Origin of the sequence: Arthrobacter sp. ov407 (assembly GCF_900102895.1) — a bacterium.
Classification (GTDB): Bacteria; Actinomycetota; Actinomycetes; order Actinomycetales; family Micrococcaceae; genus Arthrobacter.
This window is the reverse complement of record NZ_FNGD01000005.1, coordinates 37,550-61,545: the sequence shown is the minus strand read 5'-3', so window position 1 is coordinate 61,545 and position 23,996 is coordinate 37,550. Positions and strand designations below refer to the sequence as shown.

The following is a 23,996-nucleotide window of genomic DNA, read 5'->3' as shown; positions in this document are numbered from 1 at the left end:
GGTTCCTTCGGCGGGAGTGGGCGGTGAGCAGGGCGGTGGGAGCCGGGTGGGCCCCGGGCTAGAGCAGTTCGGCGAGGTCGTTGACCACTACCGTGGCCCCAGCGTCGAGCAGCGTCTGCCGGCCGGCTCCGCGGTCGACGCCGATCACCGAGCGGAAGTCTCCCGCGCTGCCGGCCTGGACGCCGGAGACGGCGTCTTCCACCACGACGCACTCCTGACTCGGCAGATCCAGAAGCCGGGCGGCGTATTCGTAGGTGGCCGGGCTGGGCTTGCCGGGCAGCCCCTGGGTGACGGCGACGACGCCGTCGACCACCACCGGGAAGTAATCGGAGAGCCCGGCAGCCTTGAGCACGGCAGGGGCATTGCGCGAGGAGGAGACGACGGCGAGCTTGAGTCCGCGGGCCAGCGCGGCGTCGACAAGCCGGACGGACCCCTCGTAGGGCTGGACTCCGCCGGCCTCGACGATGTCGTTGAAGACCTTGTTCTTGCGGTTGCCCAGCCCATGGACGGTGTCGTGCGCGGGCTCGTCGTCCGCCGGACCCTCGGGCAGCACAATTCCGCGGGAAGCCAGGAAGTCGCGGACGCCGTCGAAGCGCGGCTTGCCGTCGATGTGGTCGAAGTAGTCGCTCTCACGGTACGGCGCAGCCTCCGGGACCGAGGCCAGGAAGCCGTCGAAGAGCTGCTTCCAGGCCTGCTCGTGCACCACCGCGGTGGGCGTCAGGACGCCGTCGAGGTCAAAAAGGATGGCGGATGCGCCGGAGAGCGCACCGGCGAGGCCGGAGGTGTCGGGAACTACGGTCATGAGTCAAAGTCCTTTCAGACAACGGGCAGGCAAGACGGTTTGATCAAAGCCTTGGTCTAAGGCAGTCAGTTCAGGGCAAGCAGTTCGGGGCAGTCAGCTCGGGCAGTCGGTCCAAGCGCTGTCCGGTGCGGCGGCGCCGTTCCGTTGCGAGGGCGGCGCCGGCCTTTGCTGCTCTGTTTGGGGCCGTTCCGGTGACGGGCACCGTCCGAATCAGCGGCGGCGCGTGCTCGTGCGCCCTACCAGTTTCGTGTCCAGCAGATGGTGCGACGGCGGACTGGCAAGCGGCGGATTGGGAAGTCCCGAGCGATGAAGTCATTCAATCACCAGGTTGGCGGCGAAAGCGCCCTGGTCGGCCACTGGCTGGGCAATAATGGTCAGGCCCAGGAACCAACTCATCTGATGATCGTCTATTCCTATAGTGGACGCGTTTTCCGGCGCTGACAAACCGAACCCCCTGCCGACGAGGCCTTGTAGCCCAACTGGGCCGCGCGTCACCGACCCTAGCCTTGGCTTGCGCGGAGACGCTGGGGAGCCGCCGGAGTGCACGGGAGACGGTGCCGATGGAGAGCCCGCAGAGCGCGGCGACGTCCTGGATTCTCACGCGCGAGGTCTTGGCCTGCGGCACGGGCTCAGCCCTTTCTCCCCCCGAAGTAGTGGGCCCGGTGTTGATGGCCGAGGTCGATTGTAAGCGCTTACAAATTTGGCATGCAAGTGGATGGTCCCATGTCGGGCCAGTGTTTAAGGGCGCGGCTGGACGGCGGTTGGGCGCCCGCTCAATGGCTGGTCAGCGCCTGGTCAGCGCAGGACATAGTGCCGCAGGAAGGCGCTGACGTCCACGAGTTCGGCCTTCGAAATCGAATGTCCCATGCCGGGGTAGGTCCGGGCCGTGAGCTGGGTGTTCCGGTGCAGCCATTCCTCGGTGTGTTCGGCGGCGGCGTCGTTAATCACGATGTCGGCCCTGTCCCTGCCCCAGAAGAACGGCGGCCGGGACGTGAGGGATTCGCTCATGGCCAGGAGCTCGTTGTCCAGGACAAAACCCGAGAGCCCGACCACCGCGCGGAACTGGTCCGGCCGGAGCCGCAAAAGCGTGCTGGCCATGGCCATCCCCTGCGAAAATCCGAACAGGCTGACGCTGCTGTGCCGGGATTTGACGGACTCGATCCAGGCGAAGACCGCGTTCGTGGAGGCGATGACGTCGGCAAAGTCGTGGGTGAGGAAGTAGTCCAGCATGAACCAGCCGTGGTGGTCTCCGATGTCCTTGGGCCCGCGCAGGGCGGCACAACTGAACTCCGACGGCAGGGAACCAAACAGCTTGGACATCCGGGACTCGTCCGTGCCGTAGCCGTGCAGCATCACCAGCAGCGGTGTGCCGGCGCGCTCGTGTTCGGGTTTTGACCAGACGACCGTCTCCATGGGCCCAGCCTATCCAGCGCCGCCTTGTGCTCCGCGCAGCATATTTGGCGCTGCATCCCTGCCCGGCCCCGGATTCCGCAGCGGAAGCGGACTTCCTGCCCTCAGATCCGCGGCGCGGCCGTCTTAAAGCGGGGCCGATGTCCCGAATCGATGCGGAAATATCCCGGCGCCGAGGTCGTTTCATTGAAACAGCAGGGGCAGGGTTGTAGCGTGACGCTGGACAGCATGCTTAGCATCACCAATCCGTCCCCCGGGACACCAAGGAGCACGTCATGAGAATCGGTTCCGCAATCTTCCTCATTGCCATCGGCGCCATCCTTGCCTGGGCCGTTGCCCCGGGCCTGATCCCCAACGTGAACCAGGCCATGATCGGCTACATCCTGATGGCGGTCGGCGTTGTTGGACTCATCGCTTCCCTGATCCTCGCCTCCCCCGGCCGCGGCCGCACCCGCCGGGTCAGCGAAAGCCGCACGGTCGTGGACCCGAACACGGGCGAGACGATCACCCGCAATGAGAGCCGCGACGCGAACCTCTAAGTTCCACCCGCGCCCCCTGCGCGGCGTGGAATCCAACGACCCGGGAGCCGGGCCGGGCCTCGAGGTCGGGCCCGGCTTCCGCCATTTAAGCCGCACACCCGCAGGCGCAGCCACCCCACGCGCGGCACATGCCCAGCCCCCGGAGCGAGCCATGAACATAACCCCAAACCGCCCACTCCCCGGCCCGATCACTGGACATGTCCCCCGGCACCAGGCCCGCAGCCACCCCACGCGCGGCACATGCCCAGCCCCCGGGGCGAGCCATGGACATAACCCCAATCTGCCCATTCCCCGGCCCGATCACTGGACATGTCGCCCGGCACCAGGCCCGCAGCCACCCCACGCTCCCGCGCGGCACATGCCCAGCCCCCGGGGCGAGCCATGGACATAATCCCAATCTGCCCATTCCCCGGCCCCACCACTGGACATGTCCCGCGGCCGCTCGCCAACTTTCTGCGTTCATGTGGTTTTTCATTGACAAACCAACAGGAACGAAGATAAAGTCAAATAATTCCACTTCATGTGACGGGAGTCACCGGGGCGGTAGGGGCGGGCTCCGCAGAAGAGCCCGGGCAGGAACAAAAACCAAGTCAGATGCAGTACGCAATGGAGGGTAAGTGTTCGCCGAGGAACGCCAGCAGCTGATCGTGGGGCTCATCTACGCCAGCGGGCGGGCCAGTGTCACGGACCTGGCCGAGCGCTTCAGCATCACCACCGAAACTGTCCGCCGGGACCTCGCCGCGCTCGAAGCCGCCGGCAGCGTCCGCCGGGTGCACGGCGGCGCGGTTTCCCCGGACCGCTTCAGCACCACGGAGGAGAGCATCCTCGAGCGGACCGTCCAGCGGCAGCCCGAGAAGATCCGGATCGCCGAGGCCGCCCTGGCCCTCATGCCCCCCGGCCTCACCGGCAGCATCCTGATCGACGCCGGCTCCACCACGGAGGCCCTCGCCGAACTCCTGTCCGCCCGGGCCGCCGGAGCCGCCGCAGCCGGCAGCTTGCCCGGCCCCGGGTCCGACGCCGAACTCGTCGTCATCACGCACTCCCTGCCCATCGCGTCCAGGCTGTCCGGCGAACCCGGGATCGCCCTGCACCTGCTCGGCGGCAAAGTCCGCGGCCTGACCCAGGCCGCCGTCGGCCAGTCCACGGTCGAGGCCGCCCGCCGGATCCGCCCGGACATCGCCTTCATCGGCACCAACGGCATCCATGCAGCCTTCGGGCTGAGCACGCCCGATCCTGAAGAAGCCGCCGTCAAGGCTGCCTTCGTCCAATCAGCGCGCCGCATCGTGGTGCTGGCTGACTCCTCCAAGCTGGACGCGGAAACGCTGGTCCAGTTCGCCTCGTTGAAAGATCTGGACACCGTGATCACAGACTCGCAACCCAGCCGGGAACTGACCGACGCCCTGGCGGAAGCCGGAGTGGAGGTGGTGGTCGCTTGATTGTCACCCTCACCGCCAACCCCAGCCTGGACCGCACCGTGGCGCTGCCCGGCCCCCTTCTCCGCGGGGAAGTTCAGCGGGCGATCTCCGTCCGGCAGGAATCCGGAGGCAAGGGCGTCAACGTCTCCCGCGCCCTCGTCGCCTCGGGGCTCAAGACAATCGCCGTTCTCCCCGGCGCCGAGGCCGACCCTGTCCTCACCGGCCTGCGGGAGACCGACGTGCCGTTCGCGGCCCTCCCGATTGGCGAGCCGCTGCGCAGCAACGTGGCCCTGACCGAGCCCGGCGGCGTCACCACCAAGATCAATGAACCCGGACCGGTCCTCAGCGCGGACCAGCAGGAGGCCCTGATCAGCCTGCTGCTGGACCACGCCCGCGGTGCCGCCTGGGTGGTCCTGGCCGGCTCGCTCCCACCCGGGGTTCCAGCCGACTTCTACGCGACCGTCACCCGGCGGCTGCGTTCCCTGTTCGACGGCGAGGCCGCACCTCGGGTCGCCGTCGACTCGTCCGGCGAACCCCTCGCCGCAGCGGTCTCCGGCGACACCTCGGGAAAACCGGACCTCTTGAAACCCAACGCCGAGGAACTGGTGGAACTGGCTGCCGCAGCCGGTTTCGCCACGAACAAATCCGCCGAGGAGCTCGAAGCGGACCCGGAGGCTGCAGCAGCGGCCGCCTCCGCCGTCGTGCGCTCCGGAGTGGGTGCTGTACTGGCCACCCTCGGCTCCAAGGGTGCCGTTCTTGTGACGGCCGACGGCGCGTGGCTGGCCACGCACCCGCCGGTCACCGCGGTCAGCACTGTCGGCGCCGGCGATTCCTCGCTGGCCGGATACCTGCTCGCATCCAGCCAGGGCGCCGCCCCGGTCGATTGCCTCCGTCAGGCGGTGGCCCATGGTGCCGCCGCCGCTTCCCTGCCTGGCTCCACGGTCCCGGCAGTCAACCAAACCACCCCTGATGCCGTAACCATCACGGCCCTCCGGAAGGATTGACAGTGACACAGCTCATTACTACCGAACTGGTCGAGCTCGACCAGAATCTGGGCAGCTCGCCCGAGGACGTGATCCGGCATCTGGCAGGCAGAGTGGCAGCCACCGGACGCGCCACCGAGGCCGAAGGCCTTTTCGCCGACGCCTTTGCCCGGGAGTCGAAGACCGCCACGGGCGTGCCGGGCGGCATCGCGATCCCGCACTGCCGCTCGACGGCGGTCACCGAACCCACCCTGGCGATGGCCCGGCTGTCCCAGCCGGTCGATTTCGGCGCCAAGGACGGGCCCGCGGACATCATTTTCTTCATCGCCGCTCCTGAGGGCGCGGACCAGGACCACTTGAAGCTGCTTTCGAAGCTGGCGCGGTCGCTGATCAAGAAGGACTTCACGGCCAGCCTGCGCGCCGCGACCTCCCAGGCGGAGATTGTCGAGCTCGTCGACGCCGCCTTGGCGGACAAGCCCGCGGCCCACACCCCTGCCGAAGCGACCGGTGCCGCATCCACGGCCGCCGCCTCAGCGGCCGCGGGCGCCGCGGGTGAAGGTGCCGGGGCAGCGAAGGCCAAGGGGCCCAAGCGCCTCGTCGCCGTTACGGCCTGCCCCACCGGCATCGCCCACACCTATATGGCCGCCGACTCGCTCGTTGCCGCGGCCAAGGAGGTCGGCGTGGAGCTGCAGGTCGAAACCCAGGGGTCCTCCGGCGCCAAGGCCCTTGACCCCGCCGTGATCGCTGCCGCCGACGCCGTGATTTTCGCCGTGGACGTCGACGTGCGCGGCAAGGAGCGCTTCGCCGGCATGCCGGTGATCAACGCGCCGGTCAAGCGCGGTATCGACGAGCCGGACAAGATGGTCGCGGAAGCACTCGCCGCCGCGGACAACCCGCATGCCCGCCGTGTGCCGCACTTCGGCGCCGAGGAGCAGGCCGAACACGAGGCCGAGGAAAAGGGCGAGCACTTGGGCACGAAGCTGAAGAAGGCCCTCCTGACCGGTGTCAGCTACATGATCCCGTTCGTGGCGGGCGGCGGTCTGCTGATCGCCCTCGGCTTCCTGTTGGGCGGCTACGACATCACCGCCTTCGCGGACAAGATCCTGGCGGAGAACAGCCTCTTCAACTTGCCCACCGTGTACCCGGAACTGGCGTGGGGCCCGCTGGGCGCCTACCTGGGGGCCGTGCTCTTCAAGATTGGCGCCCTGTCCCTGGGCTTCCTCGTGCCCGCGCTGGCCGGTTATATCGCCTATGCCATCGCTGACCGGCCCGGCATCGCCCCGGGCTTCGTTGCCGGCGCCGTCGCCGTCTTCATGGGCGCAGGGTTCCTCGGCGGCATCGTGGGCGGCCTGATCGCCGGCTACGTGGCGCACTCGATCGGCAAACTCACCGTGGCCCGCTGGCTGCGCGGCCTGATGCCGGTGGTCATCATCCCGCTCGTGGCGTCGCTCGTGGCGTCGGGCCTGTTGTTCGTGTTCCTGGGCGCCTACATCGCCAGGGTCACTGTCGGGCTCAACGATTTCCTGGCCGGCCTCACCGGTGCCAGCGCAATCGCCCTGGGCGTCATCCTGGGCCTGATGATGTGCTTCGACCTCGGCGGTCCCGTCAACAAGGTTGCCTACTCCTTCGCCGTCGCCGGCCTGAGCGCAGCCTCCATCACCAACCAGGCACCGTGGCAGATCATGGCGGCCGTCATGGCCGCCGGCATGGTCCCGCCGCTGGCCATGGCACTGGCTGCGACCGTGCTGAACAAGAGGCTCTTCAGCCTGGCGGAACAGGAAAACGGCAAGGCCGCGTGGCTACTGGGAGCCTCCTTCATCACCGAAGGCGCCATCCCGTTCGCCGCCGCGGACCCGCTCCGCGTCATCCCCGCCAGCATGCTCGGCGGTGCCGTGACCGGTGCGATCTCGATGGCGGCAGGCGTGGGATCGAAGGCCCCGCACGGCGGAATCTTCGTCTTCTTCGCGATCGATAACTTCCTGATGTTCGTCGTCGCGATCGCGGTCGGTACCGTCGTGAGCGCCTTCGCCGTGATCGGGCTCAAGCGCTTCGCAGTCAAGAAGCAGGTTGATACGGTGGAAACTGTTCCCGTAGCCGCCTGAACCAGTCCAGGACGATTTTCCAAGCAGATACTCGCAGCTGATAAACACCCAAGCTGACTTCAAGGAGCAGAAATGACCGAACGTAACGCCACCATTGCCAGCCGCGTTGGGCTCCATGCCCGCCCGGCCGCCATCTTCGCCGAGGCTGCAGGCGAGTTCGACAACCTCGACATCACGATTGCCCGCCTGGGCGAGCCGGAGGACGAGGCCATGGACGCCGCCAGCATCCTGTCGCTGATGAGCCTGGGCGCCTCCCACGGCGAGGTTGTGGTGTTGCGTGCCGAGGGCGAAGGCGCCGACGCGGCACTGGACCGTCTCGTGCAGATCCTTGAGACGGATCACGACGCCGAATAGGCTCACCTTCCGGCCCCGCGCCGGAACACCGGCAGCATCAGAAGGCCCGGCCGCCCCCGATGAGGGGCCGGCCGGGCCTTCGCGTTTTGTCAGTGAACTTAGTAAAAGCTTGTCACCGCCCGGTGGCGCGGCTAGTTTGGAATCCCGGCGGCACCGTCCGCGGGCCGCCGCCCAAGTGGTTCCCGGCCGAAGGAGACGATCGCGCAGCCATGCCAACGAAGAAGGGCGAGCCCCGCGGCTCAGAAAGCCCCAGCATCAAGGACCCCGAGCTCTACGAGAAGCTGCTCGAGGACGGTGCCTCCAAGCAAAAAGCCGCCAGGATCTCCAACGCCGCCGCCAAGCAGGGCCGTTCCTCGGTCGGCCGCAAGGGCGGCAAGGCCGGAGACTATGAGGACTGGACGGTGCCGCAGTTGAAGGAACGCGCCAAGGAGATCGGCCTCAAGGGCTACTCGGCCAAAAAGAAGAGCGAGCTCATCTCCGCCCTGCGGAACTCCTGATTAGGGTGGACCACGGCGCCAGCCAGCTTCCGAACTTAGGCACGCTTTTGGGCAGTCTTCGCGGCCGTCGCTTTGGAAGCCGCGGCAGTCTTGGACGCCGCAGTCTTGGAAGCCCCAGTCCTGGAGGCCGCCGTAGGCTTGGCAGAACCAGTCTTGGCAGGCGTGGATTTGGCGGCTGTGGTGGACTTGGACGCCGGCGTCTTGGCGGCCGCCTTCGGGGCGGCCTTGGCCGCCGATCCGGAGGCCCGGGCCGGAGTCTCCGCTGCCCCTCCCCCTCCGCCGCGCTTTTTCTCGATGCTGCGCTTGAGGGCTTCCATCAGGTCGATCACTTCGCCCTCGCCCGCCTCGGCAGGGGCACCGAAGGTCTCCTCTGTATCCAGCGACTCCCCCTTGTCCAGCTTCGCCTCGATCAGCTGGCGCAACTGCCCCTGGTAGTCGTCCGTGAACTGGTCCGGCTCAAAATCGGAGGCCATCGAATCAACCAGGGCGGCGGACATCTCGCGTTCCTGCGCCGAGATCCGGATGGAGGTTTCGAGTGCGGGAAAGCTGGCCTCGCGGACTTCGTCGGCCCACAACAGGGACTGCAACACCAGGACCTCGTCGCGAATCCTCAGCGCGCCAAGGCGGGTCTTGTCGCGGAGCGCGAACTGCACAATTGCCACCCGGTCCGTATCCTCCAGGGCGCGCCGCAGCAGCACATAAGCCTTGGGCGACTTGGAGTCGGGTTCAAGGTAGTAGCTTTTTTCAAACATCATGGGATCGAGCTGGTCGGCCGGAACGAACTGGACCACTTCGATTTCGTGGCTGTTTTCCGCCGGGATGGACTTGAGCTCCTCGCGGGTCAGGACCACCGTGCGGCCATCGTCCTCATAAGCCTTGTCGATGTCCTCGTAATCGATGATCTTGCTGCAGACCTCGCAACGGCGCTGATAGCGGATCCGGCCGCCGTCGGCGTTGTGGACCTGGTGGAGACTGATGTCGTGGTCCTCGGTGGCGCTGTAGACCTTGACCGGCACGTTGACCAGCCCGAACGCTATTGCGCCTTTCCAGATGGCTCTCATGGATCAAGTGAACATCACAGTTGCGCGGAGGTGAAGGGTTTTGCCCAACGGTAAGGAGCGCGTCCGGGTGGACGGACGCGAACTGGTGCTCACCAACCTGGAAAAAATCATGTACCCGGAGACGGGCACCACCAAGGCCGACGTCCTGGCTTACTACGCCGCCGTCGCGCCGGTGCTGATCCCCGCCGCCCGCAACCGGCCGGCCACCAGGAAGCGCTGGGTCCACGGCGTCGGGACCGCCGACGCGCCCGGGGAAATGTTCTTCCAGAAGAACCTGGACCATTCAACGCCCGGCTGGGTGCCCCGCGCCGCGATCACGCACAAGGACCGGGCCATCCAATATCCCCTGGTCAATGACCCCGCCACCCTCACCTGGCTGGCCCAGATCGCGGCCCTGGAGATCCACGTGCCGCAGTGGCGGGTGGACTCGCACGGCAATGCGATGCCGCCCGACCGGCTGGTGCTGGACCTGGACCCCGGAGAAGGCGCGGGACTGGCAGAGTGCGTGGAGGTGGCCAAGCTGGCCCGCACCATCCTGCAGGACGTGGGCCTGGATCCCGTGCCCGTGACGAGCGGCAGCAAGGGCATCCACCTCTACGCGGCCCTGGACGGGTCCGAGAGCTCGGACCAGATTTCCGAATTCGCCCACGAACTGGCCCGCTCGCTCGAAGCAGACCACCCGGATCTGGCAGTCAGCGACATGAAGAAAACCCTGCGGACCGGCAAGGTGCTGGTCGACTGGAGCCAGAACAACGCCGCCAAAACCACCATCGTGCCGTACTCGCTGCGCGGCCGGCTCAGGCCCACGGTGGCCGCACCGCGGACCTGGCGGGAACTCAGCTCCCCTTCGCTGCACCACCTGGACTTCCAGGAGGTAATGACGCGCGTCGCAGCCGGCAAGGATCCGTTCGCTCCCGTCTCCGGCGGCTGGCACGGCGCCGGAGCCGCAACGGCCCACACGGCGGACCACGGGGCCGACCGTCTGCCCGGAGGGCGGGCTGAAACGTCTCCCGAGCAGGCTGGCGACGGCGGCGACACCGACCCGCGGCTGGAAAAGTACCGCACCAAACGGGACCGGGCAGGCACGCCAGAGCCCTTCACGGCGGAACGGCACCACGCCGCAGACGACGGCGGGACACGGCAGGAGAAGTTCGTCATCCAGGAGCACCACGCCAGCCGGCTCCACTACGACTTCCGGCTGGAACGCGACGGCGTGATGGTGTCCTGGGCTCTGCCCAAGGGCGTCCCGACCAGCAAGGCCAAGAACCACCTCGCAGTCCAGACCGAGGACCACCCAATGGACTACGCCGACTTCGAGGGTGTCATTCCCAAGGGCCAGTACGGCGCCGGGACGGTCAGCATCTGGGACCGCGGATACTACGAATGCGAAAAGTGGGTCGCGGGCAAGGAGGTCATCGCCACCCTGACCGGCGCGGAGGACGGCGGTCTTGGCGGGCCCCGCAGGTTCGCCCTGATCCATACCGGCCAGGCCGATGACCAATGGCTCATCCACCTGATGGACCCGGCGGGTTCGAAAGCCCGCCCTGGCGGGCGGCGCCCGTCTGGCACAGCGGACGACGCCGACGAGGACAGCGAGGGCGACGAGGGCGACGAGGGCGACGACGACGGCCAAGTCGAGAGCGAGGGCGAGGGCGCAGCCGAAACCGGCACCCGCACCGGCACCGGCACCGGCACCGAGCCTGTCCCCGATGCCTCCGGGTTCAGCCCGATGCTGGCCACGTCCGGGACGCTGGCGGATCTTCCGGACCTGGACTGGCAGATCGAGCTCAAGTGGGACGGGGTGCGGGCCCTGGTGATCGGCGATGCCACGAAGATCCGGCTCATCAGCCGCAACGGCATCGACATGTCCGTGACCTACCCCGAGCTCACGGACCGGTCCCGCTGGCCGGAGCAGGGCTTCGTCGCCGACGGCGAGATCATCGCCGTTGGGCGCTCCGGCCGGCCCGACTTCGGCCTGCTGCAGGGCCGGATGAAACTCAGCAAGGCCGCCGACGTCGCCAGGGCGCAGGAGTCGACGCCTGTGCGGCTGATGCTGTTCGACCTGCTCTTCGACGCCGGTCAGGACCTGCGGCGCCTGCCGCTGAGTGAGCGCCGCCGCCGGCTGGAGCAGTTCTTCCGCCCTTCCGCCGGCCCGGTGGAACTCTCCGGCGTGATCGACGGCGACGCCGCGCACGTCCTGGAAAGCGTCGCCGAGCTGGGGCTGGAGGGTGTCATGGCCAAGCGCACGGACGGGCGCTACGTCGGCCAGCGTAGCCGGTCTTGGCTCAAGCTCAAGGTAGAACGGACCCAGGAAGTGGTGGTGGGCGGCTGGCGGCCCGGAAGGGGCGGGCGCCGGGAATCCGTGGGCTCGCTGCTGCTGGGAATTCCGGACGGCTCGAAGCTACGGTACGTGGGGCGGGTGGGCAGCGGCTTCAGCACCCGTGAACTCACCGAACTCAGGCAACAACTGGACGCCCTGCCACGGAAGACGTCCCCGTTCCGGGATGTGCCGGACGCTGACGCCGCAGACGCCAACTGGGTGAGTGCAAAACTCGTCGGCGAGGTTACTTTCGGGGAATGGACCGGCAGCGGGAAGCTCCGGCACCCGGTGTGGCGTGGCTGGCGTCTGGACAAGACGCCAGCCGACGTCGTGGTCGACCCTGCCGCGGGCCGCTAGTTATGGGGCCGGTTGTGATGGGGCTAGTCGTGGTGGGGCATCTGCGGACGGCTTTGCCGGTGCATGGCTCCAGTGGCCACCTGCTGGCCTTGCCGCCCCCGGGCGGTATCACGGTCCTTGGGGTGACGCTGCTTGCCGCTGCCGTCCGGCCATTGCTGTCCTTGACCCGCCCCGGGGGGAGCATGGTGCAGGGTCTCCGGTCCGGGGGCTTCAGCCATGGACTGCGCCAGATGGCCCGCGACCTCGGGCTCGATTTCTTCTCCGAACTGATGATCCGCCATTGATCTTCCTTTCCGCTGTATGAACCGCTGTGAAATGAAGTGTCCATCAATCGTAGGTCTGCACGGATGGGATGTCTCTAGCGGCTGCGGCGGGCTCGCCTTTGGCCCGAATCCCGCGCAAAAACCCGCGTTTGCGGGGGCTGGCGCGGAAAATTTGGGCGCGGCGCCGCAGGGATCGCCGGTTCCCAGTAACCACGCGGCGAAACGGGGCAAAAGAATTTGGCGGATTGGCTCCAAATGCCACTCGAAACGAGCGATCATACGGCACGGAACTCGGAAACTCCAGAGAAATCCCGTAAAATTGAAGGCCTGCCCAGAGCGGGGCAGCTACAAGTCGCAAGCAAATGATCTCCCTAGGAGCTTCCCAAATGCCCACAGACCGAAGCATGACCGACTCTTCAGCAGGCGTTATTGACGCCCGCGGAACCAACCAAGGCGCGCCCAAGGGTGTGAAGAAACCGAAGCTACGTCGCCGTCGACTCCGCGAGTCCGACGTCAACGTTGTCGACCAGCCGATGCTCAAGAAGGCGCTCGGCGGCACCATTGTGGGTAACACCATGGAGTGGTACGACGTCGGCGTGTTCGGCTACCTGATTACCACCATGGGACCGGTGTTCCTGCCGGAGGCGGACAAGTCCGTCCAGACCCTGTTCCTGCTGGGAACCTTCGCCGCCACCTTCATCGCCCGCCCCCTCGGCGGAGTCGTGTTCGGCTGGCTAGGCGACAAGATCGGCCGCCAGAAGGTCCTCGCCGCGACCCTGATGATCATGGCCGCAAGCACCTTCGCCGTCGGGCTCCTGCCCGGCTACGCACAGATCGGCATCTGGGCTGCGGTCCTGCTGGTCCTGTTCAAAGTTATCCAGGGCTTCTCTACCGGCGGTGAATACGCCGGCGCCACGACCTTTGTGAGCGAGTACGCCCCTGACAAGCGCCGCGGATTCTTCGCCAGCTTCCTGGACATGGGCAGCTACCTCGGCTTCGCCCTTGGCGCAGCCCTCGTTTCGGTGCTGCAGCTGACCCTCGGCCAGGACACCATGGAGCAGTGGGGCTGGCGCATCCCGTTCCTCCTTGCCGGCCCGCTCGGCCTGATCGCCGTGTACTTCCGGAGCAAGATCGAGGAATCGCCGCAGTTCCAGGCAACCCTGGATGCCCAGGAGAGCGCCGCCAAGGACGCAACCGCCTCGGACACCGCAGCCTCCAAGGGCCCGGTGGGCATCGTGAAGGCGTACTGGCGCTCACTCATCGTCGCGATGATCCTGGTAGCGGCAGCAAACACCGCTGGCTACGCACTGACCTCCTACATGCCGACGTACCTGACCGAGTCCAAGGGCTACGACGAGTTGCACGGCACGCTGCTGACCATCCCCGTGCTGGTCATCATGAGCCTCTGCATCCCGCTGACCGGCAAGCTCTCTGACCGGATCGGCCGCCGCCCCGTGCTGTGGATCGGTGCCATCAGCACGGTCGTCCTGGCCACCCCTGCGTTCCTCCTGATCGGTATCGGTGAAATCTGGTCCACGTTGGCCGGCCTTTCCCTGATTGCTTTCCCGGTGACGTTCTACGTGGCCAACCTGGCTTCGGCCCTGCCGGCCCAGTTCCCGACGGCCAGCCGCTACGGCGCCATGGGCATCGCGTACAACTTCTCGGTGGCCATCTTCGGCGGCACCACGCCGTTCATCGTTGCCGCTCTGATCACCGCAACCGGCAACGACATGATGCCGGCCTACTACCTGATGGCCACCTCGGCGATCGGCGCAGTAGCGATCTACTTCCTCAAGGAATCCGCCCAGATGCCGCTGCCCGGCTCCATGCCGAGCGTGGACACCCAGGCTGAGGCCCGCGAACTGGTCGCGACGCAGGACGAGAACCCGCTGATCGACCTTGAGCACATGGACATGCCCATGGTCGCACCGGCCGCAGGTTCCACCGCAGGGCGCGGGGAAGCCGAGAAAGTCCCGGCCACAGTTTGAGCCTGCCGGTCCGACCGGACCCGGCAGCAGTAGCCCAGGCTACGTAGCTGACAGCCCCGCCCTTTGAGGCCTGTTCCGCATGTTGACCCGTTGGGGAAGCATCCGGGACAGGCCTTAGGCGTGTCCACACCACATTCAGTCCCCGGGGGATCCCGGAGAAAACAGAGAAAGCCGAGAGGCAGTTGTGATGTCCCTGCTGCACCACATCCGCTCGCTGCACAGCCTGGCCCCGGCCAACAAGGACCACGTGTCGGCCTGGCGGGTGGCGATCAGCGTGGCCGTTCCGACGCTGGCGCTCTTGGTGGCCGGGCGCCCCGAGCTGATCGGCTACGCCGTTTTCGGCGCGCTGACGGGCATGTACGGGCGCACCGAGCCTCATCAGCTCCGGCTCCGCCATCAAGGCCAGGCGGCCATCCTCTTGCTCGCCGGCGTGGGAGTCGGCGTCTTCCTCTCTGTCCATCACATTCATTCGTGGGCCCTGGTGATCACGGAGGCCGCGTTTGCCGGCGTGGGCTCGCTGTTCACGGACAGAACCGCCCTGAAACCCGCCGGCCCCTTCTTCGGGATCCTGGCCCTGGGCGCGTGCGCGTCCGTTCCCGCAGCGGTCCCGTGGCAGACGGCTGTTCTTATCGCCGCCGGATCGGCCGCGTTCTCGATCATGGTTGGCTTTGGCGGCTGGTTCCGTGGCCGCACTTGGCAGCGCGGTTTCCGGCGGAACGTAACGGTGCTGCGCGGGGCAGGCCGCCGGGCGGCGTGGCTGCATGCCGCCCGCTACGTGAGCGCCGTCGGCGCCGCCGGGACGATCGGGGTCCTCAGCGGCAGCGGCCACCCGCATTGGGCCATGGCCGCGGCGGCGGTGCCGCTCGCCGGCGCCGATCTGCCCAGCAGTGTGTACCGCGGCGTCCACCGCATTGTCGGCACACTCCTGGGCCTGGTGGTGGTCGCCGCCATCCTCTTCCCGTGGCCGGGGTCGCCGCCGCTGGCCTTCCCCGGCCACGAGGCCGCCGTCCTGGCGTGCCTGGTGATCGTCCTGCAGTTCAGCACCGAGCTGTTCATGGCCCGGCATTACGGCCTCGCCATGGTCTCCTTCACCCCGGTGATCCTGCTGATCGGACAGCTTGCGGCGCCGGCGGATCCCCGCGTCCTCGTGACCGAACGGGCGCTCGAGACACTGGTCGGCGCCGCCGTCGGAATCCTCGTGGTGCTGCTGACCCGGCGCCGGAGCCCAGCTATCCCCTGATGTATCCGGCGCCTATTTGGCGCGCCGCGGCGGCCCGGCGACAAGCCGGGACGGAAGCACCCGCGAAACCGATGTCAGGACCTTGTAGCGCTTGCTGGGGATCGAGACGGCTTTGCCCTTGGCATTGTCCGTCAGGCCCTCGCTGACCACCTGCCGGGCCTCAAGCCACATCCAGCGCGGCGTCACGGTCTTGTCCATCCCCATCCGGTCGTGGAACTCGGTGTGGGTGAAGCCGGGGCACACGGCGGTGACCTTCACCCCGCGCGCCGCGTAAGCCATGTTGGCCGAGCGCGAGAAACTCAGTAGCCAGGCCTTCGCCGCGGAGTACGTTCCACGCGGCAGGAAGGCTGCCACGCTGGCGACGTTGATGATCCTGCCGGACTGGCGGGCGAGCATGCCCTGCAGGGCGGCGTGGCTAAGCTCCATGGCGGTTTCGACATGGAGCTTCAGGTGCTTCTTCTCCTCGGCAATGTCGTTGTCCTCGAAGGACCGCAGCAAGCCGATTCCCGCATTGTTGACCAGGATCTCCACCGGCCGTGCGGGATCGGTGAGGCGGGCGACGACGGCGGCAATCCCGGCGTCGTCGGTCAGGTCCGCGGCGATCGTCTCGGCCGCGGCCCCGTAGCTGTTCTCCAACTCCGCCGCGGTGGCCGCGAGGCGGCCGGCGTCGCGGGCCACGAGCACCACGCGGTGGCCCTGTTCGGCCAGCTGGCGGGCGAACTCGGCGCCGAGGCCTGCCGTCGCGCCCGTAATGAGCGCGGTGGTGCCCGGCGTTGACGCTGTTTGTGGGTTCATAGCGACAGCCTAACGGTGTAGCGGCTCAGGCCAAGGCCGTGTCCGGCGCCAGTTCGTCCTCCGCCGAGCCGTCGCCGTCCGCCAGGTGGCGGTTCTGAAGCTCCTCGGCCGCGAGCTCGTACCAAGTGTGCGCTCCGTAGGAAGGGCGAGGGGTGTCGAGGTGTCGGTACAGGGCGTCGGCGAGCCGGCACAGGGCGGTGTCGGACAGGGCCCGGACCGTGGCCGCCGGATCCAGTGTGTCCTCGAAGTACTCCGAAAGCGCCAGCCCGTCCATGGCACCAAGGTCACTGACGCTGCCGGCTTCCGCGGCCAGCGGGCTGTTGGCCGCCCCCAGTCCGGAGTCCAGCCCGGAGTCCAGCCCTGTGTCGAGTCCGGTGTTGAGGCCGGAGTCCGGCCCGGTGTCGAGTCCGGCGAGGACTTCGGTGTCCAGCTCGGCGAGGACTTCGGCCTCGGCGCCGACGTGCAGGAGGCAGATAGGCAGCTCAGCAGGCTCCTCGAGGGTCAGGCGGAATGGCACAGCCGTTCCCGGCTCCCCGGCGTCCGGGGACTCCGGGGACGGCAGGGGGCTGTCAGCCGCGAGCCGGCGAAGGTCCAGCAACACGTCCGGGTCCAGGTGCGACGTACCGTGGAGGTCGACGATCACCTCGGCCCCGGCACCGATGCGGCCGGCGCGACGCACGATGTGCATGAGGGTAGCCGAATCCGACGGGGCAACGCAGCCGGTTATTTCGAGCGTGACATGTGCGGGATCGATGTCCATACGGACAAACACACGCAGTTTATGGTTCATGGGGGTTCTCCAAAAGCGACCTATCCAAGAGCCAACTGCATAACTCTGCTCAAACCTTACGAGGTTGTTCCCCGGCTCACAAGCGGACCGCGCGCCTGTGGCCGGTCCGGCGCCGGGCCGAGGCGGTCAGGCTCCCTCGGGCACCCGTTCCGGCCAGTCCACATACTGGTGGTACGACTCATGTTTGCGCAGGTAGCGGTACATGAACGGGCAATTCGGAATGATCCGCTTGCCGGATGCAACCACGTCATCGAGGGCGAAGTGCGCCAGCACTTTGGCAAGCCCTTGGCCCTGGAACTGCTCTGCCGTATCCGTGTGGATGAAGTCGATATGGCCCGGCCTGTCGATGAAGCGCACCTGGACGGCGGGCTTGCCGCCGACACGGAGTTCGTAGCGGTGCAGCTCGTCGTTCCTGATTGTGGAGACGTCCGGGGTGAAGGTGTCTTCCGTGGTTGCCGAGTTCTCCGTCATGGTTCGACATTGGCACTTAATGGCGGGCGTGGCAATGGCGGGTCAGATCCGCCCGGCCGGTCAGCTGGCGTTGTAAGCCGAGCGGGAATCCGCCCCAGGAGCACGACGGCGAGCGCGAAGCAGGCGGCACCCCCGCCGAGGAGCCCAAGAGTGAGCCCGTTGAGCGCCGCGTCGACCGCCGGGACAAATACGGCGACGGCGGCCAGCAGTACGGCGGCCGCCGGGCGGCTCTGCGACGGGCCGGACGCCGTGGGCCGCTCCTCCAACCTGCCAAACAGCGCCAGCACGGGCAGCAACAGCGCGACGACGCCCATCAGCACCAGGGGCCGCCCCCACCACCAGGCCGCGCTTCCTCCTACCGGCTGGGGAAAATCCGTCAGCAGCAGCAGCCCGGACATTGCCGCCAGCAGGGGTAGGTGCCACAGATAGACGGTAATGGACCGCAGGCCGGCCACGCCCATCATTCGCCGCACGCCGGTCAGGGACGCGATCCGGGACAGCCCCGGCCGGAAGAGCTGGAGGGCGGCGGCCTGCGAGATGCTCAGGAGCAGCAACGTCACATTGGGCGGGTTGAGGTTAACCAGCATGTTCCCGGAGTACAGCCCCAGCAGGACTATCAGCCCCAGCAGCATGTTGCTGGCAGCCATGATGCCAAAGTACGCCGGCCGGCCCGGCTGCAGCCGCTCGCCGTCTGCCACGATGAATCCGAGCTGCTGCACGGCGCACCACACGAACACCATGTTCAGGTAGGCCAGCGGCGGCAGCACTCCCCGCAGGCAATCGACCGTCACCACCAGGGTGGTGAGCCCGGCGAGGGTCAGCCACGGCGCGCGGGAGTGGAGCGCCGCCAGCCACGGAAGGTTGAGTTGCGCGGCGAGGTAGGCGGCCAGGAACCACAGCGGCATCCCGGCTCCGCTGGTGAGCAGTTCGATGACCTGGGCGTCAACGCCTGCCAGGCGGGCCAGCGACAGGACGGTGAACATGACGGCCAGCAGGACAGCAGCCGGACGGATCAGGCGCAGCAGCCGGCCCTGCATGAAATCAAAGGCGTTGCCGCCCCTGGCGCGGAGCCGCCGCCAGGACTGCAGACCGGTGATCCCGCCGGCCACAAAGAACAGCGGCATGATCTGGAGGACCCACACCACAGGCTCAAACCAGCGCTCGTTGCCCAGGATGTTTTCGCTGGTCACAGTACCGTCCGGGTGCAGCACGGGGCTCACCATCATCGTGTGCGCGACCACCACCAATGCCAGGCAGAAGAACCGCACAAGGTCGATCACCGGGTCGCGGTCCGGCATGGGGACCGGGCGGCCGGCTGACCGCTGCTGTGGATCCATGGCGCCCCTTGGGAAGGCCGGCTGTGTTGCACCATTGTCGGCCTTGGGCGCCCTGACTGCCAGAGGAGTTTGGCCCGGGTCCGCGCGGGTGCTCAGGCGGTGAGCAGCCCCCGGATGCCGAGGGGAGGCCAGGATCATGGTCCGATCCTGGCCTCCCCTTCCGCCGGTTGCGGGCTAAACAGGCCGTCAGCGGGAGAGCGTGGCCATGGCGGTCGCGGCGAACGTCCTAGCTGTGGCATCCCACTGTCCCAGCAGTGCCTGAAGGTTCTCGCCGTCGGCCCGGTGCGCGGTGGTCTGTTCCTCAAGGACCGCCAGGACGCCGGTACGCAGCTCGGTGTTGAAGTTGACCTTGCCCACGTTCATGGCCGCGGCCTTGACCAGTTCCTCGGCCGGAATGCCCGAGGCGCCGTGCAGGACCAGCGGAATCCGGGTCCGCACGGCGATGTCCTGCAGCACGTCCCAGCGCAGCCGGGGCTCCCCCTGGTACTTGCCATGGACGTTGCCCACGGCCACGGCGAGCAGCTGCGCCCCCGTGCGGGCCACGAAGTCCTCCACCTGGGCGGAGTCGGTGAGGCCGGCGGGTTCGTCCGCCACTGTGCTGCCTGCGTTATCTGCGGCGGGGCCTGCGGAGTCCGGCCCGAAGGCCCGGTCCTCGTCACCGGCGAGTCCGCCGAGTTCTGCTTCAATCACGACGTCGGCTCTGCCCCGCGCCGCAAAGGCCGCCCGGACGCCCCGGACCAGGGCGATGTTGTCCTCGTACGACAGCGAGGACCCGTCGACCAGCACCGAGTCGGCTCCGGCGCTGACGGCGTCGGCGATCACCTGCGGATCGGTGGCGTGATCCAACTGAACGGCAATCGGAACGCCGGCGGCGTCGGCGAGTCCGCGGAGGGCGGCGATCAGCCGCAGCCCGTTGGGCGTGGCCGCGGTCTTCGGCGCGACCAGCAGGATGGCGCCCCGCCCGAATTCCTCGGCCGCTCCCACGACGGCGAGCGCGGTGGTGAAGTCGTAGCAGGTGAACGCCGGTACGGCCGAGCCGTGCTGGAGGGCCGAGGCCACAAGGTGATCGATTCGGGTACGCATCAGGCGCTCAGGCCTCCCACCAGGATCCAGGCCACGAACGTCAGGGCGAAGCCGGCGAGCCCGAGAATAGTCGTCAGCACCGTCCAAGTCCTGAGGCCGTCGGAGACGGTCAGGCCGTAGTAGCGCACGATTGTCCAGAATCCGGCGTCGGTCACGTGGGACAGGCCGAGGGCACCGAAGCCGATGGCGATCACGATCACGGCGATCTGGGCCGGCGAGTAGCCGCCGCCGGCAACGGCGGAGGTCAGCAGGCCGGTGGTGGTGACGATCGCAACTGTGGCTGAGCCCTGGGCGGCGCGGAGGGCAAGGGAAATGATGAAACCAAGAACGATGATCGGCAGGCCCAGGTTGTCCAGTGTCTGGGACAGGGCTGCACCGATGCCGGAGGTCCGCAGGACCTCGCCGAACACACCGCCGGCCGCGACGACCATGAGGATGGACGCGATGGGAGGCAGCGCGCCTTCGAAAATTTCGCCGGTTTCCTTCAGCGACCAGTTGCGGCGGACGGCCAACAGGAAGAAGGAGAGTGCCACGGCCACCAGCAGGGCGAAGAACGGGTTGCCGATGAAGGCCGCTAGGCCGTACCAGCCGTTGTCCTTGGGAATGGTGAGGGTGCCCAGGGTGCCGATCAGGATCTGCACGATCGGCGCAGCGATGAGGAAGATGATCAGGGCCGGACGCGGCGGGGCAACGGCGTGGGCACCTGGACCTTCGTGGCCGACGCGCACCAGGGAGTCCGAACCGTACTCGTCCACTTGGGCTTTGACGGCGGGCAGCAGCTCGTAGTCCCTGCTGTTCATGATGTTGGCAACCCAGTAGGACAGGAAGCCGAGCGGGATGCAGATGAGCAGCGAGATGAGGGTGATAAGTCCGATGTCGGCGCCGAATACCCCGGCACCGGCCACGATGCCCGGGTGCGGAGGGACAGCCACATGAATGGACAGCATGATGCCGGCCATGGGGAGGCCGAACTTGACCGGGTGCACGTTGGCGATCTTCGCGAAGGCGTAGACGATCGGTACGAGCACGATGATGCCCACCTCGAAGAACACCGGGATGGCCACAAGGAAGCCAACAGCAGTGAGGGCCACGGCCACCCTTCGGGCGCCAAGCTTGGCGGTGAAGTGCGCCGCGAGGGACTGCACACCGCCGGAGACCTCGATCATCCGGCCCAGGATCGCGCCGAGCGCGATCAGGAGGGCGACCTTGCCCATGGTGCCTCCCACTCCGGTGGCCACCACGGTGAACACGTCCTTGAGCGGGATCTGCGCGGCCACGGCCACCAGGATGCTAACGGTCAGCAGGGCCACGAAGGCCTGGATCTTGAAGCGGATGATCATGAGCAGCAGCAGGGCGACGCCGGCGGCGGCGATGGTCAGCAGCAGCGGGGTTCCCAGCTCCACGGCCGGCTTGATGACGGGCACGTCGGCGGCGCGCACCATCAGGGAATTGAGCAGGGGGGTCATGAAGAGGTGTCTCCTTTGACAGGAAGTCGTCCGACGATTCAACCGTGAGGTAAAAGTGGCGGATCAGGGCGGGCACGGCCCGGCGACGGCGGAGGGGGAACCGCCGTCGCCGGGGGTGGGATGGTTGGTTACGCGGTGCGCTTGGTGGGGGCGATGACCTTGATGACGGCGGAGTCGTCGGCGGCGGCGAGTCCCTGGGCCCGGCCGAGGAGGTAGAGCTGCTCCGCGGCGGCGGCCACGGGGGCGGCGAGGCCGGCGTCGCGGGTGGCCTTGCCGACGATGCCCATGTCCTTGACGAAGATGTCCAGGCGGCTGAGGACCTCGGCGCCGTTTTCCGTGTACGCCTCCAGGATCCGCGGTCCGCGGTTGGAGAGCATGAAGGAGCCCGCCGCGCCGGCTTCGAGGGCGGCCAAGGTCTTGGCCTGATCCAGGCCGAGTGCGTCGGCCAGGGCCATGGCCTCGGCGGCGGCGGCGATATGGATGCCGCAGAGCAGCTGGTTGACGGTCTTGAGGGCCTGGCCGTCGCCGGGCTTGTCGCCGACCACGGTCAGGGTGGAGGCCAGCAGCTCGAGGGCCGGGCGGGCCTTTTCCTGGGCCTCGGGCGACGCGCCCACCACGATCAGCAGGTCGCCTTCGCCGGCACGCTTGGGGCCGCCGGAAAGCGGGGCATCAACCAGTTCGACGCCGTATTCGGCCAGGCGGTCCACCGCAGCCGGGATGGCGTCGGTGCCCACGGTGCTGCCCAGGATCACGACGGCGCCCGGCTTGAGCACGGAGGCCACGCCGTTCTCGCCGAAGAGGACATCGTTGAGCTGTTCACCGTTGCGCACTGCCAGCAGCAGCGCGTCGGCACCTTCCGAGGCTTCCCGTGCGGAGGCGAACGTGCGGATGCCGGCCTCTTCAGCCAGCTTCAGGCGCGGCTCGGCGATGTCGAAGCCGTGGACGGTGAGCTGGCTTGCCAGGCGCGTGGCCATGGGCAGTCCCATGGCGCCGAGGCCAAGGACGGTGATGGTGTAGTTGCTGGTCATGGTGTTCTCCATTGAATGACGTGTTGTGGCGTGCGGTGTTGAGCTAGTCAGGGTGCAAGTGGGGATCAAAAGGTATTGCTGAGCTTGCGCGTGACATCGGCGAGGGACTGGTCATCGCCCACGTTGCCGGCGAAGACGATGTACGGAATGCCCTTGGCCGGGCCGTCCACCGGCTCCCACAGGCTGACAATGCCCGGCAGCATGGGCCCGCGGACAATCGCGTGCCGGATTTCCAGGCCGTGTGCGGCCACGTCGGAGGACGTGATGCCGCCCTTGGCGATCACGAAGCGGGGCGGGAAGGTCTTGAGCGTGCGGTTCACCACGGCGACGACGGCGGCGGAGACGGTGCGGGCGATCCGCAGGCTTTCGACGGCGTCGGAGGTCTTGATCAGGAGCCGGCTCGTGTGGACGATCACGTCTCCGCCGTGGAGGGCCGCGACGACCGCGTCAACGGTTTCGTCCAGGTACTCCCCCGCGTTCTCGCCGAGGAGTTTTTCGACGTCGATCTCCACAATGCGTGCCGCGCTGTGCTGCTGGGTGAGGACCTTGAGCTGACGGGTCGTGACGCCCACATGCGAGCCAACGACGATCAGGCCGCCGGCTTCCGAGGGGGTGTTGCCCGCATAGGCTTCTTCGCCGCTGAGTTCGGTGCGGATTTCCTGGCCGATCCGTGCCCGGACAAACGGCGGCCCCACGCGGTAGAGGAGCTTCTTGCCGCGGCGTTCTGCTTCCTCCAGACCCAGGGACAGGGCGCGCAGATCGTTTTCGGTGACGATGTCCGCCACGATCGGGGTGGAGTCCGTGGCGGCGTCGATGGCGTCGGCAATGGCCTTGGCGGAGATGTTCGGATCGGTGGAGGCCCGAATGATGTCCAGGTCCAGCACGATCACCGAGTCTGCGGCGAAGCGGCCCTGGGACTTTTCCTCCACATACTTGGCCATCTCGGAATTGGCGAACCCGAAACTGGCGTCCTTGGCGAATTCCGTCTCGGCGACGGGGGTGAGCTTGCCGGCGTCGTCGCCGGTGCCGCGCATGTAGTGCACGCCGCCGATGGTGATGCGGCCGGCGTCTGGGAACGCGGGCACGATCACGACGCCGTCGGTCGTCTCGCCGTTGACGGCGGTGACGGTGGCGGCGATGACGTCCGGTTCGAGCGGGTAGTGGCCGCGGAGGGTGGAATCGCTGCGGCTGACAAAGCTGAGCCGGAGCGCGGGGTCAGCGGATGCGGCGGCCGCGAGGGCGTTCCGGACGATCTCCTCGTTGCGGGCAGCCGCCTCGGCCGGATCGAGGCTGCGGGTGTTGGTCAGCACATAGACCGCGCGCTGGCGCTGGCCGTTGACTTCGTAGGCGAACGCCCAGGCGAAGTCCACCACTTCCCAGCGGGTGAGGACCGGCAGGTTCGCGACGGACTGCGTGCCGGTGGGGTCGTCGTCGAGCACTACCAGGACACGGGGGGATGCCTCGGACGAGGCAGCCACGCTGTCTGCCACTTGCCGGGCGGGGATCTGCACTTCCGCGGGGAAAGCGGCCAGCACGTCTGCTTCGAGGGGCACTATGCACTCCATTGTGTGGGGATCAATCGGTGGAAACCTGCGGCCCTCAGGGAGTCACAGAATGATGTAAATGTAAGATGTCAGACATCTTATATATGGATGCTAGTGTGGCATATGGCACAACGACGCGCAAGTAGACTTG

At 67.5% G+C, this 23,996-nt stretch carries 22 protein-coding genes; 9 read left to right on the top strand and 13 right to left on the bottom strand.

From position 1 onward, the window contains the following. Positions 1 to 58: 58 nt before the first annotated feature. From BLS42_RS07725 to BLS42_RS07710, 3 genes are all read right to left on the bottom strand, one after another. A complete protein-coding gene (locus BLS42_RS07725) occupies positions 59 to 802 on the bottom strand; it encodes an HAD family hydrolase (protein ID WP_090578980.1) in 744 nt (247 codons plus the stop codon). Positions 803 to 1,118: 316 nt separating this feature from the next. Next, entirely contained in the window at positions 1,119 to 1,403 is a 285-nt protein-coding gene (locus BLS42_RS20790) for a LacI family DNA-binding transcriptional regulator (RefSeq protein WP_218122081.1), read from the bottom strand. Positions 1,404 to 1,597: 194 nt separating this feature from the next. Then, complete coding sequence (locus BLS42_RS07710) at positions 1,598 to 2,215, bottom strand: alpha/beta hydrolase (RefSeq protein WP_090578976.1); 618 nt, start codon at positions 2,213 to 2,215, stop codon at positions 1,598 to 1,600. Positions 2,216 to 2,487: 272 nt separating this feature from the next. Here BLS42_RS07710 and BLS42_RS07705 point away from each other — a divergent pair, with 272 nt between their 5' ends. The 6 genes from BLS42_RS07705 (at position 2,488) to BLS42_RS07680 (ending at position 8,102) form a co-directional block, all read left to right on the top strand. Further along, on the top strand, positions 2,488 to 2,751 hold the full coding sequence (locus tag BLS42_RS07705; RefSeq protein ID WP_090578973.1) for a DUF6458 family protein: 264 nt from the start codon (positions 2,488 to 2,490) through the stop codon (positions 2,749 to 2,751). 617 nt (positions 2,752 to 3,368) lie between these two features. Continuing rightward, positions 3,369 to 4,187: a DeoR/GlpR family DNA-binding transcription regulator gene (locus tag BLS42_RS07700; protein WP_090578970.1), complete on the top strand. Its 819-nt coding sequence runs from the start codon at positions 3,369 to 3,371 to the stop codon at positions 4,185 to 4,187. Next, positions 4,184 to 5,170, top strand: coding sequence for a 1-phosphofructokinase family hexose kinase (locus tag BLS42_RS07695; protein WP_090578966.1), 987 nt, complete (start codon positions 4,184 to 4,186; stop codon positions 5,168 to 5,170). Before BLS42_RS07700 ends, BLS42_RS07695 begins: the two co-directional genes overlap by 4 nt. A 2-nt stretch (positions 5,171 to 5,172) precedes the next feature. Next, positions 5,173 to 7,251 carry a PTS fructose transporter subunit IIABC gene (locus BLS42_RS07690; RefSeq protein ID WP_090578963.1) on the top strand — a complete coding sequence of 693 codons (2,079 nt, stop codon included), beginning with the start codon at positions 5,173 to 5,175 and terminating at the stop codon, positions 7,249 to 7,251. A gap of 72 nt (positions 7,252 to 7,323) precedes the next feature. Beyond that, on the top strand, positions 7,324 to 7,605 hold the full coding sequence (locus BLS42_RS07685) for an HPr family phosphocarrier protein (RefSeq protein WP_090578960.1): 282 nt from the start codon (positions 7,324 to 7,326) through the stop codon (positions 7,603 to 7,605). Positions 7,606 to 7,814: 209 nt separating this feature from the next. Then, positions 7,815 to 8,102, top strand: coding sequence for a DUF7218 family protein (locus BLS42_RS07680; protein WP_090578955.1), 288 nt, complete (start codon positions 7,815 to 7,817; stop codon positions 8,100 to 8,102). Positions 8,103 to 8,137: 35 nt separating this feature from the next. Here BLS42_RS07680 and BLS42_RS07675 read toward each other — a convergent pair whose 3' ends face one another. Continuing rightward, complete coding sequence (locus BLS42_RS07675) at positions 8,138 to 9,163, bottom strand: non-homologous end joining protein Ku (protein WP_090578952.1); 1,026 nt, start codon at positions 9,161 to 9,163, stop codon at positions 8,138 to 8,140. A gap of 109 nt (positions 9,164 to 9,272) precedes the next feature. On the opposite strand from BLS42_RS07675, the gene BLS42_RS07670 reads away from it, so the two are divergent. Continuing rightward, positions 9,273 to 11,840 (top strand): ATP-dependent DNA ligase, encoded by a 2,568-nt coding sequence (locus BLS42_RS07670; RefSeq protein WP_371129539.1) that lies wholly within the window; start codon positions 9,273 to 9,275, stop codon positions 11,838 to 11,840. Positions 11,841 to 11,863: 23 nt separating this feature from the next. Here the strand turns inward: BLS42_RS07670 and BLS42_RS07665 are convergent, their stop codons facing one another. Then, on the bottom strand, positions 11,864 to 12,121 hold the full coding sequence (locus tag BLS42_RS07665) for a hypothetical protein (protein WP_090578945.1): 258 nt from the start codon (positions 12,119 to 12,121) through the stop codon (positions 11,864 to 11,866). Between the two features lie 368 nt (positions 12,122 to 12,489). On the opposite strand from BLS42_RS07665, the gene BLS42_RS07660 reads away from it, so the two are divergent. Both BLS42_RS07660 and BLS42_RS07655 read left to right on the top strand, forming a co-directional pair. Continuing rightward, complete coding sequence (locus BLS42_RS07660) at positions 12,490 to 14,091, top strand: MFS transporter (protein WP_090578942.1); 1,602 nt, start codon at positions 12,490 to 12,492, stop codon at positions 14,089 to 14,091. A 187-nt stretch (positions 14,092 to 14,278) separates the two neighbouring features. Then, positions 14,279 to 15,331, top strand: a complete 1,053-nt coding sequence (locus BLS42_RS07655) for an FUSC family protein (protein ID WP_090578939.1) — start codon at positions 14,279 to 14,281, stop codon at positions 15,329 to 15,331. A 12-nt stretch (positions 15,332 to 15,343) separates the two neighbouring features. On the opposite strand, the gene BLS42_RS07650 is transcribed toward BLS42_RS07655, so the two are convergent. The 8 genes from BLS42_RS07650 to BLS42_RS07615 all read right to left on the bottom strand — a co-directional run bounded on the left by BLS42_RS07650 (position 15,344) and on the right by BLS42_RS07615 (position 23,854). Next, entirely contained in the window at positions 15,344 to 16,126 is a 783-nt protein-coding gene (locus BLS42_RS07650) for an SDR family NAD(P)-dependent oxidoreductase (protein WP_090578935.1), read from the bottom strand. A 25-nt stretch (positions 16,127 to 16,151) separates the two neighbouring features. After that, complete coding sequence (locus BLS42_RS07645) at positions 16,152 to 16,916, bottom strand: hypothetical protein (protein ID WP_090578932.1); 765 nt, start codon at positions 16,914 to 16,916, stop codon at positions 16,152 to 16,154. Between the two features lie 126 nt (positions 16,917 to 17,042). After that, entirely contained in the window at positions 17,043 to 17,387 is a 345-nt protein-coding gene (locus tag BLS42_RS07640; RefSeq protein WP_090578929.1) for a GNAT family N-acetyltransferase, read from the bottom strand. Continuing rightward, complete coding sequence (locus BLS42_RS07635) at positions 17,384 to 18,724, bottom strand: acyltransferase family protein (protein WP_090578926.1); 1,341 nt, start codon at positions 18,722 to 18,724, stop codon at positions 17,384 to 17,386. The genes BLS42_RS07640 and BLS42_RS07635 overlap by 4 nt, the downstream gene beginning before the upstream one ends. Positions 18,725 to 18,910: 186 nt before the next feature. After that, entirely contained in the window at positions 18,911 to 19,807 is an 897-nt protein-coding gene (locus BLS42_RS07630; RefSeq protein ID WP_090578923.1) for a class II fructose-bisphosphate aldolase, read from the bottom strand. Beyond that, positions 19,807 to 21,273 carry a GntP family transporter gene (locus BLS42_RS07625; RefSeq protein WP_090578920.1) on the bottom strand — a complete coding sequence of 489 codons (1,467 nt, stop codon included), beginning with the start codon at positions 21,271 to 21,273 and terminating at the stop codon, positions 19,807 to 19,809. The genes BLS42_RS07630 and BLS42_RS07625 overlap by 1 nt, the downstream gene beginning before the upstream one ends. Positions 21,274 to 21,401: 128 nt before the next feature. Further along, positions 21,402 to 22,301, bottom strand: a complete 900-nt coding sequence (locus BLS42_RS07620) for an NAD(P)-dependent oxidoreductase (protein WP_090578917.1) — start codon at positions 22,299 to 22,301, stop codon at positions 21,402 to 21,404. 65 nt (positions 22,302 to 22,366) lie between these two features. After that, on the bottom strand, positions 22,367 to 23,854 hold the full coding sequence (locus tag BLS42_RS07615; protein ID WP_090578914.1) for a four-carbon acid sugar kinase family protein: 1,488 nt from the start codon (positions 23,852 to 23,854) through the stop codon (positions 22,367 to 22,369). Positions 23,855 to 23,996 lie beyond the last annotated feature (142 nt).

Coding starts and splice junctions, on each gene's coding strand:
- BLS42_RS07725 (WP_090578980.1), bottom strand. CDS start 802: ATGACCGTAGTTCCCGACACCTCCGGCCTCGCCGGTGCGCTCTCCGGC.
- BLS42_RS07710 (WP_090578976.1), bottom strand. CDS start 2,215: ATGGAGACGGTCGTCTGGTCAAAACCCGAACACGAGCGCGCCGGCACA.
- BLS42_RS07705 (WP_090578973.1), top strand. CDS start 2,488: ATGAGAATCGGTTCCGCAATCTTCCTCATTGCCATCGGCGCCATCCTT.
- BLS42_RS07685 (WP_090578960.1), top strand. CDS start 7,324: ATGACCGAACGTAACGCCACCATTGCCAGCCGCGTTGGGCTCCATGCC.
- BLS42_RS07680 (WP_090578955.1), top strand. CDS start 7,815: ATGCCAACGAAGAAGGGCGAGCCCCGCGGCTCAGAAAGCCCCAGCATC.
- BLS42_RS07675 (WP_090578952.1), bottom strand. CDS start 9,163: ATGAGAGCCATCTGGAAAGGCGCAATAGCGTTCGGGCTGGTCAACGTG.
- BLS42_RS07670 (WP_371129539.1), top strand. CDS start 9,273: ATGTACCCGGAGACGGGCACCACCAAGGCCGACGTCCTGGCTTACTAC.
- BLS42_RS07665 (WP_090578945.1), bottom strand. CDS start 12,121: ATGGCGGATCATCAGTTCGGAGAAGAAATCGAGCCCGAGGTCGCGGGC.
- BLS42_RS07660 (WP_090578942.1), top strand. CDS start 12,490: ATGCCCACAGACCGAAGCATGACCGACTCTTCAGCAGGCGTTATTGAC.
- BLS42_RS07655 (WP_090578939.1), top strand. CDS start 14,279: ATGTCCCTGCTGCACCACATCCGCTCGCTGCACAGCCTGGCCCCGGCC.
- BLS42_RS07650 (WP_090578935.1), bottom strand. CDS start 16,126: ATGAACCCACAAACAGCGTCAACGCCGGGCACCACCGCGCTCATTACG.
- BLS42_RS07645 (WP_090578932.1), bottom strand. CDS start 16,916: ATGAACCATAAACTGCGTGTGTTTGTCCGTATGGACATCGATCCCGCA.
- BLS42_RS07640 (WP_090578929.1), bottom strand. CDS start 17,387: ATGACGGAGAACTCGGCAACCACGGAAGACACCTTCACCCCGGACGTC.
- BLS42_RS07635 (WP_090578926.1), bottom strand. CDS start 18,724: ATGGATCCACAGCAGCGGTCAGCCGGCCGCCCGGTCCCCATGCCGGAC.
- BLS42_RS07630 (WP_090578923.1), bottom strand. CDS start 19,807: ATGCGTACCCGAATCGATCACCTTGTGGCCTCGGCCCTCCAGCACGGC.
- BLS42_RS07625 (WP_090578920.1), bottom strand. CDS start 21,273: ATGACCCCCCTGCTCAATTCCCTGATGGTGCGCGCCGCCGACGTGCCC.
- BLS42_RS07620 (WP_090578917.1), bottom strand. CDS start 22,301: ATGACCAGCAACTACACCATCACCGTCCTTGGCCTCGGCGCCATGGGA.